We start from the raw sequence: 15,960 nt of genomic DNA, 5'->3' as shown, positions 1-15,960 counted from the left end.
TTTTTCACGCCCCTGTCAGGAGCATTTATGGCACTCAGCGAGCTATTCACCCCACTGGAGTGGGTATTTGTCATCATTCTGGGCCTGGTGCCGCTGGCCGGCATCGTGCTACACCTGTGGATCATGCTGCTGCGCCCGCCCAAAGACACCAGCGCAACGCAAACGCAGGACACTAAACCGCGTTAGCATGGTCTGAGTACCACCGCTGGTATTGACCCACCCCCAACCCGAGGAGCAACACGATGGCAATGGACGTAATCGATTACGAAGTATTTGGCGACGACATGCAGTACGTCGAAGTGGCGCTGGACCCGGGCGAAGCGGCCGTGGGCGAAGCCGGCGCGCTGTACTACATGGAAGACGGCATCACCATGGATACCGTGTTTGGCGATGGCTCGGCCAGCCAGAGCGGGCTGCTGGGCAAACTGCTGGGAGCGGGCAAACGCCTGGTAACCGGCGAATCGCTGTTTACCACCGTGTACTACAACCAGAGCCAGGTAAAGCGCAAGGTGGCCTTTGCTGCCAGCTATCCGGGCAAGATCGTGCCGGTACACCTGCTGGAGCTGGGCGGCTTGCTGTATGCGCAGAAAGACAGCTTTCTGGCCGGGGCCAAGGGCGTGAGCCTGGGGCTGGCGCTGCAAAAGAAAATCGGCACAGGCCTGTTTGGTGGCGAAGGCTTCATCATGCAAAAGCTGGAAGGCGACGGCTATGTATTCCTGCACGCTGGGGGCACGCTCACCTGCCGCCAGCTACAGCCGGGCGAAATCCTGCGCGTGGATACCGGCTGCGTGGTGGCGTACCAGCCCACGGTAGACTTTGATATCGAGTACGTGGGCAAGCTCAAAAGCGCGCTGTTTGGCGGCGAGGGCGTGTTCTTTGCCCGCCTGACCGGCCCGGGCAAGGTATGGCTGCAGTCGCTGCCGCTATCGCGCCTGGCCGACCGCATTGTGGCCGCCAGCCCGCGTGCCGGCGGTGGCAGCAGCGAGCAGGGCTCCATTCTGGGCAGCATCGGCAATATCCTGGACGGCAAGAAGTGAGCCATTAGCGCCCCGCTGCGGCCAACGTTGGCCGCAAACAAAAACCCCCGCTGCGTTGCGGGGGTTTTGCATGGTGCACAGGCGGCAGTAGCCCGCTTATTTGCCGGCGCTGCCCTGCTTCAGGCGGCGGGCGCTCACGGCGTTGGCCAGCGTTTCCAGCAGCTTTTCCGTGTCGTCCCAGCTGATGCAGGCGTCGGTAATGCTCTGGCCGTAGGTCAGCTCGCAGCCCGGTTTCAGGTCCTGGCGGCCTTCTACCAGGTGGCTTTCCACCATCACGCCAAAGATGTGGGTATCGCCGGCGGCCATTTGCTGCGCCACGTCGTCGCATACTTCCATCTGGCGACGGTAGTCCTTGCGGCTGTTGGCATGGCTGAAATCCACCATCAGCTTTTGCGACAGGCCAACGGCGGCCAGCTCGGCAGCGGCGGCTTTCACAAAACGCTCTTCGTAGTTCGGCTCTTTGCCACCACGCAGGATCACGTGGCAGTCCGGGTTGCCACCGGTTTCCACGATGGCGGAATGACCGGTTTTGGTCACCGACAGGAAATGGTGCGACACGCTGGCGGAGCGGATGGCATCCACCGCGATCTTGAGGTTGCCGTCGGTACCGTTTTTGAAGCCTACCGGGCAAGACAGGCCGGAGGCCAGCTCGCGGTGTACTTGCGACTCGGTGGTACGCGCGCCGATAGCACCCCAGCTGATCAGGTCGGCCAGGTACTGTGGCGTGATCATGTCCAGGAATTCGGTAGCAGCCGGCATGCCCATGCTGTTGAGGTTCAGCAGCAGGCGGCGGCCCATGCGCAGGCCGGTATTGATATCGAAGGTTTCATTCAGGTGCGGGTCGTTGATCAACCCCTTCCAGCCCACGGTGGTACGCGGTTTTTCGAAGTACACGCGCATGACCACCAGCAGCTCGCCAGCGTATTTCTCGCGCAGCGGCAGCAGGCGGCGGGCGTACTCTTCGGCGGCTTCCGGGTCGTGAATGGAACAGGGGCCGATGACCACCAGCAGGCGGTCGTCTTCCGAGCGCAGCAGGCGCGCGATATCACGGCGGGTATGGTAGATGAGTTCGGCGGCCGGTTCGTTGATAGGCAGCTCGTACAGGTGGGCGATCGGGGGAAGCAGTTCCTTGATGCCGCGGATTCTGACGTCGTCGGTCTGGCGATGCATTGCTTTGTCCTTGCACTTTATCTGTTTATTTGCATAGCAACATTAACCTGACTCACCCCGCCTGCCAAGCCTTGCGTGCAAAAACAAAAGGCACCCCGCAGGGTGCCTTGTGGTGTAGCTAGCCGGCCAGGATCAGTCGGCGTACTGGCGCTTCATACGCTCGCGGCGCTCCTGGGCTTCCACGGACAGCGAAGCGGTAGGGCGGGCCAGCAGGCGTTTCAGGCCGATAGGTTCACCCGTGTCTTCACAGTAACCGTAGCTACCATCTTCGATAAGACGCAGGGTGGACTGGATTTTTTGCAGCAGTTTGCGCTCACGGTCACGGGTACGCAGCTCCAGGGCGTACTCTTCTTCCAGTGTGGCGCGGTCAGCCGGGTCCGGTGTGGCCTCCTGCTCTTGCAGGTGGCTGGCGGTGGCAGTGGCGTTGCTCAGCAGCTCCTGCTGCATCTGCAACAAGCGCTCCTTGAAGAACTCAAGGTGGTCGGCGTTCATGTAGTCTTCGCCGGACCAGTTGATGATGTCTTGTTCAGTCAGCTTGGCCATGATGATGTGTTCCAGCAAGGTAGTGTGGCAGACAGGCGTGAGAGATTACCGACGGCATAAGGAAAGTGCAACAGCCACAGTAGCACAAAGCGAGATTTATGTTTGTATATAGCGCCCGCCGACACAGATCACAAGCTGCAATGCCACAATGACCCCGGTATTCGATGAAAAACAAAAAGCGGCCCGCAGGCCGCTTGTGTGGCATCTGGCGCATTACTTCTGCGACAGAATCCATTTCACCAGGGTTTTTACGTCGGCATCGCTGACTTGCGGGTTCGGCGGCATCGGTACGGCGCCCCATACACCGGCACCGCCGGCTTTTACCTTGGCCACCAGCTTGGCTTCTGCGCTCTTGTCGCCAGCGTATTTCTTGGCCACATCCTTGTAAGCCGGGCCAACTACTTTTTTGTCAACGGCATGACAGGCAGTGCAGTTGTTCTTTTGTGCCAGTTGCAGGTTGGCAAAAGCCGGGGCAGCAAAGGCGCTGATAGCCAGCGCGGCAAACAGCATTTTTTTCATTGAAGCATCTCCACAGGGTTGAAGCCGCCTTGGGGGCAGCAAGCAGGGTAGTTAATACTGGCTCTTTCACACGGCCATCTTGAGTTGCATCAAGAATAGCTGCTCCAGCATGCGTAGCGGCAGCATCTGTATCACCTGGATGATCAGGATGACAATCAGCGGCGACAGGTCCACCCCGCCTACGTTGGCCGCACGAAACGGCTTCAGGTAAGGGCGGGTCAGCGCGTCCAGAATGGGTGTAATGGCATTGTAAGGGCTTACCCAGCTAAGAATGGCCTGTACGATCACCGCCCCGGCCAGCAGGTTGAGCGACTGGCGAAACAGCTCCAGCAACGACAGCAGGCACAGGCCCAGCCACGTTTGCGGGTGGGCAAAGTCGTAGGGCAGCAAGCCGGTGGCCAGCACCAGGGTGCTCACGATCAGCGTCACCAGGAAGGCGGCCAACAGCGAGGCGCTGTCGTAGCCATGCCACGCAGGCACCAGGCGGCGCAGGCGCAGTACGGCAAAGTTGGTTACCGCCATGACAAACTGGTTGAGCGGGTGTTTGTGCGGCGCCCGCGCCAGCTGCAGGTAAAAACGCATCAGTAACACCAGCGAGAACAGCCCGCCTACGGTTTGCAGCAAAAATTGCAGGGTCTGCAGCAGCATGCCTAGTCCTTGGAAAGTTCAATGCCCAGCTCTACCGAGCGGGCACGGCAGTCCAGCGCGCCGGCGATAATGGCCGGCTTCACGCCCTCTGCCTCGAAACGCAAGATGGCACGCTCGGTGGTGCCGCCCTTGCTCATCACGTTCTGGCGCAGTGTGGCCACCGGCAGCGGGCTCTGGCGTGCCAGTGCGACCGCACCCTCAAACGTGTCCAGCACCAGCCGGCGCGCCTCGTCTTCGGCAAAGCCGGCCTGCACTGCGCCCTCGATCATACTTTCGATAAAGTAAAACACATAGGCTGGGCCGCTGCCCGACACGCTGGTGATGTCGTCAATGCCGCTTTCTGCCGCCAGCCAGGTGGTAGTACCCACCGCCGCCATGATGGCCGTGGCGTTATCACGATCGGCCTGCGCCACGTTGGCCGCAGCGTACAGGCCAGATACCCCCTTGCCCACCATGGCCGGGGTATTGGGCATCACGCGCACAATGCGCTCGCTACCCAGCCAGCCAGCCATGGCCGTAATGCCGATACCGGCCGCAATGGAAATCACCAGCGCGCCACCCAGTACCGGTGCCAGCTGCTGGCACACCTCGCGCAATACCTGTGGTTTTACTGCCAGCACGATGATGTCTTGCGGGCCAAACGCATCCGGCAGAGCCGCCAGGCTGGTTACGCCAAAGTCGGCAGCCAGCTGCTGGCGTTTGTCCTCGCCCGGCTCCACAACACGGATCTGATGGGCCCCGCCAGCCAGGCCGCCAATGATGGCGGTGGCCATATTGCCGCCGCCGATGAAGGTAATGTTCATGCTGCTCTCTCTGTAGATGGTATACGGCGCACGCTGCGCCACGGTCTTAGCCTACGCCGGGTACTGGCGGGCCCCGAAAATGGCCGTGCCCACACGCACCATGGTGCTGCCCGCAGCAATAGCTGCCGCCATGTCGGTCGACATGCCCATGGACAGTGTATCCAGCGCCAGGCCCTCAGCCGCCATGTGCGCCTGCAGCTGGCGCAGCACGGCAAAGCGTGCGGCCAACGTTGCCGCATCGGGCGTGGGCTCCGGGATGCACATCAGGCCGCGCAGCCGCAGCTGTGGCAAGGCAGCCACAGCCCGCAACAGCGCGGGCGCGTCCGCGGGCGCGCAGCCGCTCTTGCTGTCTTCACCCGACACGTTGACCTGCACGCACACATTCAGCGGCGGCAAATGCGCCGGGCGCTGGGCCGACAGCCGCTCGGCGATCTTCAGCCGCTCGATGGAATGCACCCAATGGGCGGTTTCCGCCACGATGCGTGTCTTGTTGGATTGCAGCGGGCCAATGAAGTGCCACGTGATAGCCAAGTCGGCCAGCTCGGCGGCCTTTGCTTGCAGCTCTTGCACGTAGTTTTCGCCAAAGGCGCGCTGGCCGGCGGCGTATACCTCGCGCACGGCGGCCGCCGGAAAGGTTTTGCTTACTGCCAGCAGCTGTACTGCGCCAGCTTCGCGGCCGGACAGGCGGGTCGCCTCGGCCAGTTGCGCCTGCACTGCGTGCAGGGCTAGAGTCAATTGGGACATAGTGCGTTTCCGACATGGCTGCCCAAACCTGCACCAGCGCTTGCGTGGGCAGCAGCAATGGGTGGGAGTACAATGCGCCCGACATGCCTTGCGGATGCCGTACACCCCCGGAGAAATTTATGGAAATATCTGATCTTCTGGCCTTTACGGTCAAGAACAAAGCCTCTGACCTGCATCTGTCGGCGGGCTTGCCGCCGATGATACGCGTGCACGGCGATATCCGCCGCATCAACCTGCCGCCGCTGGCGCACCATGATGTGCATGACATGGTGTACGACATCATGAACGACTACCAGCGCAAGATTTTCGAAGACACCTACGAGGCCGACTTCTCGTTCGAGGTGCCTGGCGTGGCGCGTTTCCGGGTAAACGTCTTTGTGCAGAACCGGGGTATCGGCGCCGTCTTCCGCGTGATTCCGTCCCGCGTGCTCACCCTGGAAGACCTGGGTGCACCGCGCATTTTCAAGGACATCGCCGACTACCCGCGCGGTATCGTGCTGGTGACCGGCCCCACCGGCTCGGGTAAATCCACCACCCTGGCGGCGATGATCGACTACATCAACGCCAACCATTACTCGCACATCCTGACGGTAGAAGACCCGATCGAATTCGTGCACGAAAGTAAAAAGTCACTGGTGAACCAGCGCGAGCTGGGCTCGCAGACCCGCAGCTTCTCGGCCGCGCTGCGCAGCGCACTGCGTGAAGACCCGGACGTGATCCTGATCGGTGAAATGCGCGACCTGGAAACCATCCGCCTGGCGCTGTCGGCCGCCGAAACCGGCCACCTGGTCTTTGGCACCCTGCACACCAGCAGTGCCGCCAAAACCATCGACCGTATCGTGGACGTGTTCCCGGCCGGGGAAAAGGAAATGGTGCGCTCCATGCTGTCGGAAAGCCTGCGCGCGGTCATCTCGCAAAGCCTGCTCAAAACCAAAGACGAGACCAGCCGCATTGCCGCGCACGAGATCATGATCGGCACCCCGGCCATCCGTAACCTGATTCGCGAAAACAAGATCGCGCAGATCAACTCCATGATCCAGACCGGCCAGCAGCACGGCATGCAGACGCTGGACCAGTGCCTGCAAGAGCTGGTACGCCATGGCCACGTATCGGTGCAGGAAGCCCGCACCAAAGCCAGTAACAAGGACGCTTTCTAAGCGGGGTAGGCCATGGAAAAAGACCAGGCATCAAAATTCATTCACGACCTGCTGAAACACGCCATCAGCAAGAACGCCTCCGATATTTTCATCAGCGCCGACTTTCCGCCGGCCATGAAGATCGACGGCAAGATCACCCCGGTAGCGCCGCAGCCGCTGACCGCCCAGCACACCAAGGAGCTGGTGCGCTCGGTGATGAACGACCGCCAGACCGAGGAGTTCGAATCCACCCGCGAGGCCAACTTTGCCATCAGCCCGCCGGGCATCGGCCGTTTTCGTGTCAGCGCCTACGTACAGCAGGGCAGCGCCGGCATGGTGCTGCGCAAGATCAATACCGAGATCCCCTCGCTGGATGGTCTGGGCCTGCCGGACGTGCTAAAGGATATTGCGCTGATCAAACGTGGCCTGGTGATCTTTGTGGGTGGCACCGGCTCGGGTAAATCTACCTCGCTGGCAGCGCTGGTGGACTGGCGCAACAGCACCACGGCCGACCACATCATCACCATCGAAGACCCCATCGAGTACGTACACAACCACAAGAAAAGCATCATTACCCAGCGCGAGATCGGTGTAGATACCGAAAGCTGGGAAGTGGCGCTGAAAAACACGCTGCGCCAGGCGCCAGACGTGATCCTGATGGGCGAGATCCGCGACCGCGAGTCCATGATGTACGGCCTGCAGTTTGCCGAAACCGGCCACCTGTGCCTGGCCACGCTACACGCCAACAACGCCAACCAGGCGCTGGACCGCATCCTGAACTTCTTCCCGGAAGAGCGCCACCAGCAGGTGCTGATGGACTTGTCGCTGAACATGCGCGCCATCATCTCGCAACGCCTGGTGCCGCTAAAAGGCAGCAAAGGCCGTACCGCCGCAATAGAAATCCTGCTGAACAGCCCGCTGATTTCGGACATGATTTTCAAGGGCGAGATTGCCGGCATAAAGGAGGTGATGGGCCGCTCGAAAGAGTCCGGCATGCAAACCTTCGACCAAGCGCTGTTCCAGCTGTTCGAGGCTGGCCTGGTGAGCTACGAAGACGCGCTGCGCAACGCCGACTCCATCAACGACCTGCGCCTGCAAATCAAGCTCTACAGCGAAAAAACCAAGCAGCACAACCCGCTGGACGGGCTGGACCACCTCGATATCGTGTAAGCCTAGGCCACCATGCAAAAAGCCGGCAGATGCCGGCTTTTCTGTTTACTACCGCCTGCGGCCAACCCTTAGCCGAGGAAATCATCGCGCCAGGTTTCGCGCACCCAGGCCAGCGCAGACAGCTGCAAGGCATTAAAACGCTCGGCATCCATATCCGGCAGCGGCGAGCCTTGCTCCTGGCACTCGCCCAGCACCACCAGTGCCAAGAGCTGGCCCAGCGGCCCGCTACGCGCCAACAGCGCCTGCAGCACATCCTGGCTCAATGCCAGGCCGCTGACCAGCTCGGCCATGGGCGTAGCCAGCAGCGAATCAGCCAGCGACAGTACACCGGTCATGAACGCTTCGTCGGGGTCGATACCGGCATCGTCGGCCAACAGCTCCATCATGCGGCCGCGCACCACGGCCATTTCCAGCAGCGGGCTAGGGCCTTGCGACGGGCGGCAGTCGGCGGCAAACAGGATAATCAGCGCCCAGCGCTTGAGCCGGGAGCTACCCAGCGTAATGATGGCTTCACGGATGGAGCCCACCGGCTGCCGGTACGATTCGGCGGCGTTTACCAGCTTGAGCAAACCCACCACCATATCCGGCGCCGCCTTGAACACGCTTTCCAGCTCGGCCACATCCGCGTCTTTCATCACCAGGCCCAGGAGGCGCAGCAGCAGGGCGCGGTGCGGGTGGGCGCGGTTATGGCTCATCACGGTAGGGCGGGCAAAGAAGTAGCCCTGAAACAGCCCGATACCCAGCTGTTTGCACGCCTCGTACTGCTCGAAGGTGTCTACTTTTTCCGCCAGCAGTTGGCCGCGAAAGCCCTGCAGCCGCTGCAGCAGCCCGGGCAAGGCCGACAACGATACTTGCTGCAGGTCGAACTTCAGATAATCCACCAGCGGCAGCATCGGCAGCATGCCGGGGGTGATGTCGCACACATCGTCCAGCGCCAGCTGGTAGCCACGCGCCTTGAGCTGCACACAGCGCTCGTATACCGACTGGTTCAGCTCTACGCTTTCCAGTATTTCCAGAATGATGGTATCGGGCGGCAGCAGGTCCAGCACCGGGCTGAACAGCAGCTTTTCACTGACATTCACAAACCCCGGGCAGCCTTCCAGCACCCTGGACAAGCCCAGGTCGATAAAAGCATGGCGAATCACCGCTGCCGTGGCGTTGACGTCGTCCTGAAACAGGGCGCGGTTTTCCGGCCCGGAGCGAAAGAGCAGCTCGTAGGCCACGCGCTTTTGCTGCGCATCGACGATAGGCTGGCGGCCAAGGTAGATCGTGGAATACATGACAGACATTCGGGTATTGACGAGTCGATGGTAGCCCAAGCCCAGGCCGAACAACACTCCCTGGCAACACATTTATCGCACCATCTGGCGATATCGTTTTACCGCTTTATTTCACTTGCGGCATTCAATAAAAAAATACTGCGTTTACCCATGGTAAGCCACCCTGGCTATGTGGAAGAAACCCCACCAGTACTGGACAGCAGGCAAAACGCAGTGGCAGCGGCCTGCAGATTTACTTATAAAATTCCATAAAAAAGCCCCTCGCTATGCGAAGGGCTTGGCAGTACGCAGCGCGTGCCGCGTTTCATGTGAAACGTTGGCCGCACACTGGCGGCCAACGTACATGGCTTAGTGCTGCAGGATCTTGGACAGGAACTGGCGGGCGCGCTCGGAGCGGGCGTCGATATTGCCGAAGAACTCTTCCTTGGCGCAGTCTTCCACAATGCAGCCGCGGTCCATAAAGATGACGCGGTGGGCTACCTTGCGCGCAAAACCCATTTCGTGGGTGACGCACATCATGGTCATGCCTTCTTGCGCCAGCTCTACCATCACGTCCAGCACTTCGTTCACCATTTCCGGGTCCAGCGCCGAGGTTGGCTCGTCGAACAGCATGGCAATCGGGTCCATGGCCAGCGCACGGGCAATGGCCACGCGCTGCTGCTGGCCGCCGGACAGCTGGCCGGGGAACTTGTGCGCGTGCGCTTTCAGGCCGACGCGGTCCAGGTAGTGCAGGCCTTTTTGCATAGCTTCATCTTTGCTACGGCCCAGCACGCGTTCCTGTGCGATGGTCAGGTTCTCGGTAATGGACAGGTGCGGGAACAGCTCGAAATGCTGGAACACCATGCCCACGCGGCTACGCAGCTTGGGCAGGTCGGTCTTGGCGTCGCCTACCGAGGTGCCATCCACAATGATGTCGCCCTTCTGGAACGGCTCCAGTGCGTTGACGGTTTTGATCAGCGTGGATTTGCCGGAGCCGGACGGGCCGCATACAACGACCACTTCGCCTTTTTTCACGTCGGTGGTGCAATCGGTGAGCACCTGGAAGTCACCGTACCATTTGCTGACGTTCTTGATGGAAATCATGCTCATACCGCAAACCTCTTTTGCAGGCGCTTCACCGACAGGGACGCGCCAAAACTGATCACAAAGTACACCGCACCGGCAAAAATCAGGAACTCATGCGGCAAACCAACGATATCGCCCTTGGAGCGGGCAGCGTTCAGGAAGTCCATCAGACCCACGGCGTACACCAGCGAGGTGTCCTGGAACAGGATGATGGACTGCTGCAGCAGCAGCGGCATCATCTTGCGGAAGGCCTGCGGCAGGATAATCAGACGCATGGCCTGGCCGTAGTTCATGCCCAGCGCGTAGGCGGCGTTTTCCTGGCCCTTGGAAATGGACTGGATACCGGCACGCACGATTTCGCAGTAGTAGGCGGCTTCAAACATCATGAAGGCCACCAGGCAAGAGGTGAAGGCACCGATAGACACGAACGAACCGGTAATCCAGTTCAGCAGCATCGGTACCGCCAGGTAGAACCAGGTGATCACCAGCAGCAGCGGAATGGAACGGAAGTAGTTCACATAGGCTTTGGCAAAACCGGACAGCAGCGGGTTGCTGGACAGGCGCAGCAGCGCCAGTACCGTGCCCAGTGCCACACCACCTACTACCGACAAGGCCAGCAGCTTCAGCGTCATCAGCATGCCGTCCACCAGGCCCGGCATTGCAGGAATAATCTGGCTGAAATCCATTATTTAGCTCCTCCCATCATGCCCGGAATGCGCACTTTTTTCTCTACCCAGCTCATGAACGTCATCAGGCTCATGTTCAGTACAAAGTAGATCAGCGTGGCCAGGGTAAAGGCCTCAAACATATTGGCGGTAAATTCGGCAGTTTGCTTGGTTTGCGCCAGCAGCTCCATCAGGCCGATCAGCGAGGCCACGGACGAGTTTTTGAAGATGTTCAAGAATTCGCTGGTAAGTGGCGGGATGATGATGCGGAAAGCCTGTGGCAACAGCACGTGGCGGTACATTTGCGGCAGGGTAAAACCCACCGCCAGTGCAGCCGCGCTCTGGCCTTTGGGCAAGGCCTGGATACCGGTGCGTACCTGCTCGCACACACGGGCAGCGGTAAACAGCGCCAGACACACCACCACCGAGATATAGGCGGAGGTGGCCGGGTTCAGCTCCTGCTTGAACCAGACCTGCGTGGATTCTGGCAGGTAGTCGGGCACCATGAAGTACCAGATAAACAGCTGTACCAACAGCGGTACGTTACGGAACAGCTCCACGTAGGCGGTGGCAATACCGGACAACAGCTTGTTGGGCAGGGTGCGCATCACGCCCAGCACGCTGCCGATGATCAGCGCCACAATCCAGGCCACCAGGGCCACGGCAATGGTCCAGCCCAGGCCGGACACGAACCAGTCCAGATAGATTTCGCTGCCGATACCGGTGGACTTGAAAAAGACGTTCCAGTCCCAGTTGTAATTCATACACTTCTCCAAAGAAAAAGGGGCGCAAGCCGCGCCCCTTCGCAAGCGGGTGGGGGCAAGCCCCCGGCCCGGTTACGTTGGCCGCAACCCGAACAAACCCGCTTGGGCGTTCATGCAGGTATTACATTTGCTCGGCGGACTTGTCGGTCGGCTTGGCAATCAGTTCCTTGAACTCGTCGGACATCGGGAAGCTCAGGTTCTGGCCTTTTGGCGGAACCGGGTTCATGAACCACTTGCTGTAGATCTTGTTGATTTCGCCGGACTTGAAGGTGGCCTTGATGGCATCATCGACCACTTTCTTGAAGGCCGGGTCGTCTTTACGCAGCATGCAGCCGTAGATTTCGAAAGACTGCGGCTTGCCGGTTACCACCCAGTTGGCCGGGTTCTTGGCCTTGGCCATTTCGCCGTACAGCAGGGCGTCGTCCATCATGAAGGCAACGGCACGGCCCGTTTCCAGCATCAGGAACGATTCGCCGTGGTCTTTGGCGGAGATGATGTTCATGCCCATCTGCTTCTCGGCGTTCATGGCCTTGAGCAGGCGCTCGGAAGTGGTACCGGCAGTGGTCACCACGTTCTTGCCTTTCAGGTCCGGGAAGTCTTTTACGCCGGAGGTCTTGGCAGTCATCAGGCGGGTACCGATTTCAAAGATACCTACCGAGAAAGCCACCTGTTTCTGACGCTCCAGGTTGTTGGTAGTGGAACCACATTCCAGATCCACGGTGCCGTTCTGTACCAGCGGGATACGGGTCTGGGAGGTTACCAGGTTGTACTTCACTTGCAGGTTCGGCATTTTCAGCTGTTTTTTCACGGCTTCTACCACTTTCAGCTGCAGGTCGTGCGAGTAGCCGATAGGGTTCGGGCCGTCAGCCAGATAGCTGAACGGGATGGAAGCATCGCGGTGACCCAGCACGATCACGCCGGAATCCTTGATTTTTTCCAGCGTATTTGCCATGGCCGGGGCGGCAAAGGCAGAAGCGATGACAGCAGTGGTCAGCAGACGGGTAGTAAAACGCATAAGTTTCTCCAGTTTCTCAAGTGATGTTGCTTTTATTCAGGCCGCGCCGGCACCGGTGCGGTTTACTGCGATTCAATTCATCGGTGTCAGCAGCTGGCGCAGGAACTGCTTGGCGCGATCGTGCTGGGGGTTGGTGAAGAAGTGCTCAGGGTGCGCTTCTTCAATTATCTGGCCATGGTCGACAAACACCACGCGGTCGGCCACTTCACGGGCAAAGCCCATTTCGTGGGTCACCACCATCATGGTCATGCCGGACTCGGCCAAATCTTTCATTACCTTCAGTACTTCGCCGATCATTTCCGGGTCCAGTGCCGAGGTAGGTTCGTCAAACAGCATCACGCGCGGTTCCATGGCCAGGCCACGGGCAATCGCCACGCGCTGCTGCTGCCCGCCGGACAGCATGGCAGGGAAGGCGTCTTTCTTGTGCGCCAGGCCAACGCGCTCCAGCAGCGTAACGGCCTGCTTGTCGGCAGCCGCGCGGTCCATGCCCTTTACCTTCATAGGCGACAGGGTGATGTTGTCCAGTACCGACAGGTGGGGGTAGAGGTTGAAATGCTGAAACACAAAGCCGACTTCGGCGCGCAGGGCATTCAGGTTGGTCTTGGGGTCGGCCACGTTTTTGCCGTCTACCCAGATTTCCCCTTCGTTGATGCTTTCCAGCTGGTTCACGGTGCGGATCAGCGTGGACTTGCCCGAGCCGGACGGCCCGCACACGACCACCACTTCCCCTTGCTGCACTTGCAGATTAATGCCGTTCAGCACGTGCAGGTCTTTGAACCACTTGTGTACATTATTGAAACGAATCATGGTTTCTCTCTCTTCCACCAGTTGGCGTTGGCCCGGCCGCTGCGTAGCGCAGTCTTGTGCCAGGCCGGTATGTTCCGGATTGTGTCCATGCCGGGCAGCGCGCACAAGGCGCACTGCAACACGGCTCAGCCGCGACGGGCTACCAGGTTGGCCAGCGATACATACTGCGCCACGCTGACATTTTCGGCACGCCAGCCTGCATCGATGCCTACCGATGCCAGCTCTTCGTCGCTTACCAGGCCTTTCAGGTTGTTGCGCAGGGTCTTGCGACGCTGGGCAAACGCCTGGGCCACCAGCTCTTCCAGCAGGGTTTCGTTGTCGGCTATGCCGCAACGGCCCGCATCCGGAATCATCCGCACTACCGCCGAGTCTACTTTTGGCGGCGGGTAGAACGCACCCGGTGGTACCAGCAAGATCTGTTCCATATCGAAGCGATATTGCAACATGACTGTCAAACGGCCGTAATCCGGCGTGGATGGCTCGGCCACCATGCGGTCGATCACCTCTTTTTGCAGCATGAAATGCATGTCGATCACGCGGTTGCCGTAGCAGGCCAGGTGGAACAGCAGCGGGGTGGAAATGTTGTACGGCAGGTTGCCTACCAGCTTGAACTGGCCCTCGCACACGCTGCCGAAATCAAACGCCAGCGCGTCGCCTTCGTGAATGGTGAGGCGCTTGGGCGAGATCTCGCCGCGCAGGCGGCTGATGATATCACGGTCGATCTCCACCACATGCAGGTGGTCTAGACGCTGCAGCAGCGGGCGTGTCAGCGCCCCCAGGCCGGGGCCGATTTCCACCACCACATCACTGCGCTGGGCGCCAACGGCATTAACGATGTCTTCGATGACGCGCTGGTCCTGCAGAAAGTTCTGCCCGAAACGCTTGCGCGGAATATGTTTGCTCATGGCACGCTCAGTTCTTCAAAAAACGAAAGCCGCCCGCACCGGCCAGGGTGTGGCAGCTTGCAAAATCGGTGTTGCCCTGCACGCTACCGGCCAGCGACGCGGCACGGCCGGGCAGGCCAGCAAAACGCTATTGTATCGGTGTCGCCGCCGGGCTGTGCGTCCGGATTTCCGTACACGGCAGCTGGCGGCGTACGCCCTGCCGTCTACCACGGCTTACAGCCACTGCTGCAGACCCCAGGCCAGCAACAGATAACGCAGCGTCTTGCCTGCGGCCAACCATAGCAGGCAGGGCCACCACGGCAGCCGCAGCCAGCCGGCCGCCAGCGGCAGCGCATCGCCCAGCAGCGGTACCCAGCTCAATAACAAGGCCGCCGGGCCAAAGCGGGCAAACCAGCCCGCCGTGCGTGCCGGCAAGGCCTTGGCCGGGGCGCGGCGCCCCAGCCACAAGCTGGTGGCACTGCCCGCCGTATTGGCGACGCTGGCCACCAAGACAGCAGGCCACAGCAAGGATGGCTGCTGATAGAACAGGGCAGAGAGCGCCAGCTCGGAGTTGCCCGGCAGTACCGTGGCCGACAAAAAAGCCGACGCTGCCAGGCCGGCCAGCAGGGCCAGCTCTGTCATTTATACGACAAAGCTAAACGCTTCGCCGCTGGCCGCGCTCACCACCTGCGACAGCGTGGCGCCAAACTCGGCACCGTCGCGCGCGGCCAGCCACTGGCCGTCTTCGCGCAGGGCAAAGTGGAAACCGCCACTTTTGGCGGCAATCCACATTTCACGGTTCGGCACATGGCGGTTCACCACGATCTTGGTGCCGTCCTCAAACTCGATTTCCATTACGTTGCCGTTGATCAGGCAGTCGGTATCCAGCCCGGCGTCTTCCAGCGCGTCTTCAATGCGGCGGAAAAGGCCATCGGTCAGGCCCAGAAAATCACTTTCGGTCATGGTGTCATCCTGTCTCAAGGTTGGCCGCACGCGGCACTGCATGGGCAGTACGGCAACGGCCTGATAGACTGCCATTTTGCCATAGCACCCGGATTCCGTATGCGTACTGCACTCCTGCTTGCCCTGCTATCCCTCACTGTCACCGCCTGTGGCTACAAAGGCCCGCTGTATCTGCCCAAAAACACCACCCCGCCGGCAGCCAGCAGCGCGCCATGAGCCCCCTGGCCATCCGTGCGGCCAACCTGGCCGATGCCGGTGACTGCCAGCTGCTGATGCAGCTGACCGACGCCTACGCGCGCGACGCCATGGGCGGCGGCGAAGGGCTGTCCGCGCATGCCCGCCAGCAGCTGCCCGCCGCGCTGGCGCAGCACCCCGGCCTGTTTGCGCTGATTGCCGAGCAGGGCGGCCAGCCGGCAGGCCATGCGCTGTGCGTGCTGGGGTTTTCCAGCTTTTACGCCGCCCCGGTGTGCAATCTGCACGACCTGTCCGTGCTGCCCGCCGCGCGCGGCCTGGGGCTGGGCAGCGCGCTGATGCAGGCGGTAGAAGCCGCAGCGCTGGCGCGGGGCTGCGCCAAAGTCACGCTGGAAGTCCGCGCCGATAACCACGTTGGCCGCAGCCTGTATCAGGGCGAAGGCTTTGCCCAGTCCGGCCTGGGTGGCACCCCCTACCTGATGATGGAAAAGCGGATAACCGGGGTGTAATCCACCTGATATTGGTCAAAACTCTGCTGCTTTTGCGGCAAATCGC

The 15,960-nt window shown here is 60.6% G+C and carries 22 protein-coding genes; 7 read left to right on the top strand and 15 right to left on the bottom strand.

What is annotated here, in order from left to right:
* Window positions 1-27: 27 nt before the first annotated feature.
* On the top strand, window positions 28-186 hold the full coding sequence (locus FLQ44_RS23515; protein ID WP_170252777.1) for a hypothetical protein: 159 nt from the start codon (window positions 28-30) through the stop codon (window positions 184-186).
* A 56-nt stretch (window positions 187-242) separates the two neighbouring features.
* Window positions 243-1,037: a TIGR00266 family protein gene (locus FLQ44_RS04135; RefSeq protein WP_147693189.1), complete on the top strand. Its 795-nt coding sequence runs from the start codon at window positions 243-245 to the stop codon at window positions 1,035-1,037.
* Between the two features lie 96 nt (window positions 1,038-1,133).
* Here the strand turns inward: FLQ44_RS04135 and aroG are convergent, their stop codons facing one another.
* The 6 genes from aroG to FLQ44_RS04105 form a co-directional block, all read right to left on the bottom strand.
* Window positions 1,134-2,207: a 3-deoxy-7-phosphoheptulonate synthase AroG gene (aroG, locus tag FLQ44_RS04130; protein WP_147693188.1), complete on the bottom strand. Its 1,074-nt coding sequence runs from the start codon at window positions 2,205-2,207 to the stop codon at window positions 1,134-1,136.
* A 132-nt stretch (window positions 2,208-2,339) separates the two neighbouring features.
* A complete protein-coding gene (gene dksA / locus FLQ44_RS04125; protein WP_147693187.1) occupies window positions 2,340-2,750 on the bottom strand; it encodes an RNA polymerase-binding protein DksA in 411 nt (136 codons plus the stop codon).
* Between the two features lie 213 nt (window positions 2,751-2,963).
* Entirely contained in the window at window positions 2,964-3,269 is a 306-nt protein-coding gene (locus tag FLQ44_RS04120; protein ID WP_147693186.1) for a c-type cytochrome, read from the bottom strand.
* A 66-nt stretch (window positions 3,270-3,335) separates the two neighbouring features.
* Window positions 3,336-3,917: a YggT family protein gene (locus FLQ44_RS04115; protein WP_147693185.1), complete on the bottom strand. Its 582-nt coding sequence runs from the start codon at window positions 3,915-3,917 to the stop codon at window positions 3,336-3,338.
* Window positions 3,918-3,919: 2 nt separating this feature from the next.
* Window positions 3,920-4,720 carry a pyrroline-5-carboxylate reductase gene (gene proC, locus FLQ44_RS04110; RefSeq protein WP_147693184.1) on the bottom strand — a complete coding sequence of 267 codons (801 nt, stop codon included), beginning with the start codon at window positions 4,718-4,720 and terminating at the stop codon, window positions 3,920-3,922.
* 51 nt (window positions 4,721-4,771) lie between these two features.
* Window positions 4,772-5,464: a YggS family pyridoxal phosphate-dependent enzyme gene (locus FLQ44_RS04105; RefSeq protein ID WP_147693183.1), complete on the bottom strand. Its 693-nt coding sequence runs from the start codon at window positions 5,462-5,464 to the stop codon at window positions 4,772-4,774.
* Between the two features lie 119 nt (window positions 5,465-5,583).
* On the opposite strand from FLQ44_RS04105, the gene FLQ44_RS04100 reads away from it, so the two are divergent.
* Both FLQ44_RS04100 and FLQ44_RS04095 read left to right on the top strand, forming a co-directional pair.
* Window positions 5,584-6,621: a type IV pilus twitching motility protein PilT gene (locus tag FLQ44_RS04100; RefSeq protein WP_147693182.1), complete on the top strand. Its 1,038-nt coding sequence runs from the start codon at window positions 5,584-5,586 to the stop codon at window positions 6,619-6,621.
* Between the two features lie 12 nt (window positions 6,622-6,633).
* The gene (locus FLQ44_RS04095; RefSeq protein ID WP_147693181.1) at window positions 6,634-7,770 is read left to right on the top strand and encodes a PilT/PilU family type 4a pilus ATPase; all 1,137 of its coding nucleotides are present in this window, start codon (window positions 6,634-6,636) and stop codon (window positions 7,768-7,770) included.
* 68 nt (window positions 7,771-7,838) lie between these two features.
* Here FLQ44_RS04095 and FLQ44_RS04090 read toward each other — a convergent pair whose 3' ends face one another.
* Window positions 7,839-9,050, bottom strand: a complete 1,212-nt coding sequence (locus FLQ44_RS04090) for an EAL and HDOD domain-containing protein (RefSeq protein ID WP_170252775.1) — start codon at window positions 9,048-9,050, stop codon at window positions 7,839-7,841.
* 27 nt (window positions 9,051-9,077) lie between these two features.
* Between FLQ44_RS04090 and FLQ44_RS23510 the strand changes: the two genes are divergently transcribed.
* Window positions 9,078-9,302: a hypothetical protein gene (locus tag FLQ44_RS23510; protein ID WP_170252773.1), complete on the top strand. Its 225-nt coding sequence runs from the start codon at window positions 9,078-9,080 to the stop codon at window positions 9,300-9,302.
* Between the two features lie 96 nt (window positions 9,303-9,398).
* Here FLQ44_RS23510 and FLQ44_RS04085 read toward each other — a convergent pair whose 3' ends face one another.
* The 8 genes from FLQ44_RS04085 to cyaY all read right to left on the bottom strand — a co-directional run bounded on the left by FLQ44_RS04085 (window position 9,399) and on the right by cyaY (window position 15,213).
* Entirely contained in the window at window positions 9,399-10,133 is a 735-nt protein-coding gene (locus tag FLQ44_RS04085) for an amino acid ABC transporter ATP-binding protein (RefSeq protein WP_147693315.1), read from the bottom strand.
* 2 nt (window positions 10,134-10,135) lie between these two features.
* On the bottom strand, window positions 10,136-10,801 hold the full coding sequence (locus FLQ44_RS04080; protein ID WP_170252771.1) for an amino acid ABC transporter permease: 666 nt from the start codon (window positions 10,799-10,801) through the stop codon (window positions 10,136-10,138).
* The gene (locus FLQ44_RS04075) at window positions 10,801-11,544 is read right to left on the bottom strand and encodes an amino acid ABC transporter permease (RefSeq protein WP_147693178.1); all 744 of its coding nucleotides are present in this window, start codon (window positions 11,542-11,544) and stop codon (window positions 10,801-10,803) included. The genes FLQ44_RS04080 and FLQ44_RS04075 overlap by 1 nt, the downstream gene beginning before the upstream one ends.
* A 121-nt stretch (window positions 11,545-11,665) precedes the next feature.
* Complete coding sequence (locus FLQ44_RS04070; protein ID WP_147693177.1) at window positions 11,666-12,559, bottom strand: glutamate/aspartate ABC transporter substrate-binding protein; 894 nt, start codon at window positions 12,557-12,559, stop codon at window positions 11,666-11,668.
* 72 nt (window positions 12,560-12,631) lie between these two features.
* A complete protein-coding gene (locus FLQ44_RS04065) occupies window positions 12,632-13,366 on the bottom strand; it encodes an amino acid ABC transporter ATP-binding protein (protein ID WP_147693176.1) in 735 nt (244 codons plus the stop codon).
* A 125-nt stretch (window positions 13,367-13,491) separates the two neighbouring features.
* Window positions 13,492-14,271 (bottom strand): 16S rRNA (adenine(1518)-N(6)/adenine(1519)-N(6))-dimethyltransferase RsmA, encoded by a 780-nt coding sequence (rsmA, locus tag FLQ44_RS04060; RefSeq protein ID WP_147693175.1) that lies wholly within the window; start codon window positions 14,269-14,271, stop codon window positions 13,492-13,494.
* Window positions 14,272-14,484: 213 nt separating this feature from the next.
* Complete coding sequence (locus FLQ44_RS04055) at window positions 14,485-14,892, bottom strand: YqaA family protein (RefSeq protein ID WP_147693174.1); 408 nt, start codon at window positions 14,890-14,892, stop codon at window positions 14,485-14,487.
* A complete protein-coding gene (cyaY, locus tag FLQ44_RS04050; RefSeq protein ID WP_017507788.1) occupies window positions 14,893-15,213 on the bottom strand; it encodes an iron donor protein CyaY in 321 nt (106 codons plus the stop codon).
* A gap of 99 nt (window positions 15,214-15,312) precedes the next feature.
* Between cyaY and lptM the strand changes: the two genes are divergently transcribed.
* Entirely contained in the window at window positions 15,313-15,429 is a 117-nt protein-coding gene (lptM, locus tag FLQ44_RS04045) for an LPS translocon maturation chaperone LptM (protein WP_147693173.1), read from the top strand.
* Window positions 15,426-15,914, top strand: coding sequence for a GNAT family N-acetyltransferase (locus tag FLQ44_RS04040; protein WP_147693172.1), 489 nt, complete (start codon window positions 15,426-15,428; stop codon window positions 15,912-15,914). Before lptM ends, FLQ44_RS04040 begins: the two co-directional genes overlap by 4 nt.
* Window positions 15,915-15,960 lie beyond the last annotated feature (46 nt).

The organism is Vogesella mureinivorans, from assembly GCF_007644035.1.
GTDB lineage: Bacteria > Pseudomonadota > Gammaproteobacteria > Burkholderiales > Chromobacteriaceae > Vogesella > Vogesella mureinivorans.
This window is presented reverse-complemented; position numbering and strand designations above follow the sequence as displayed.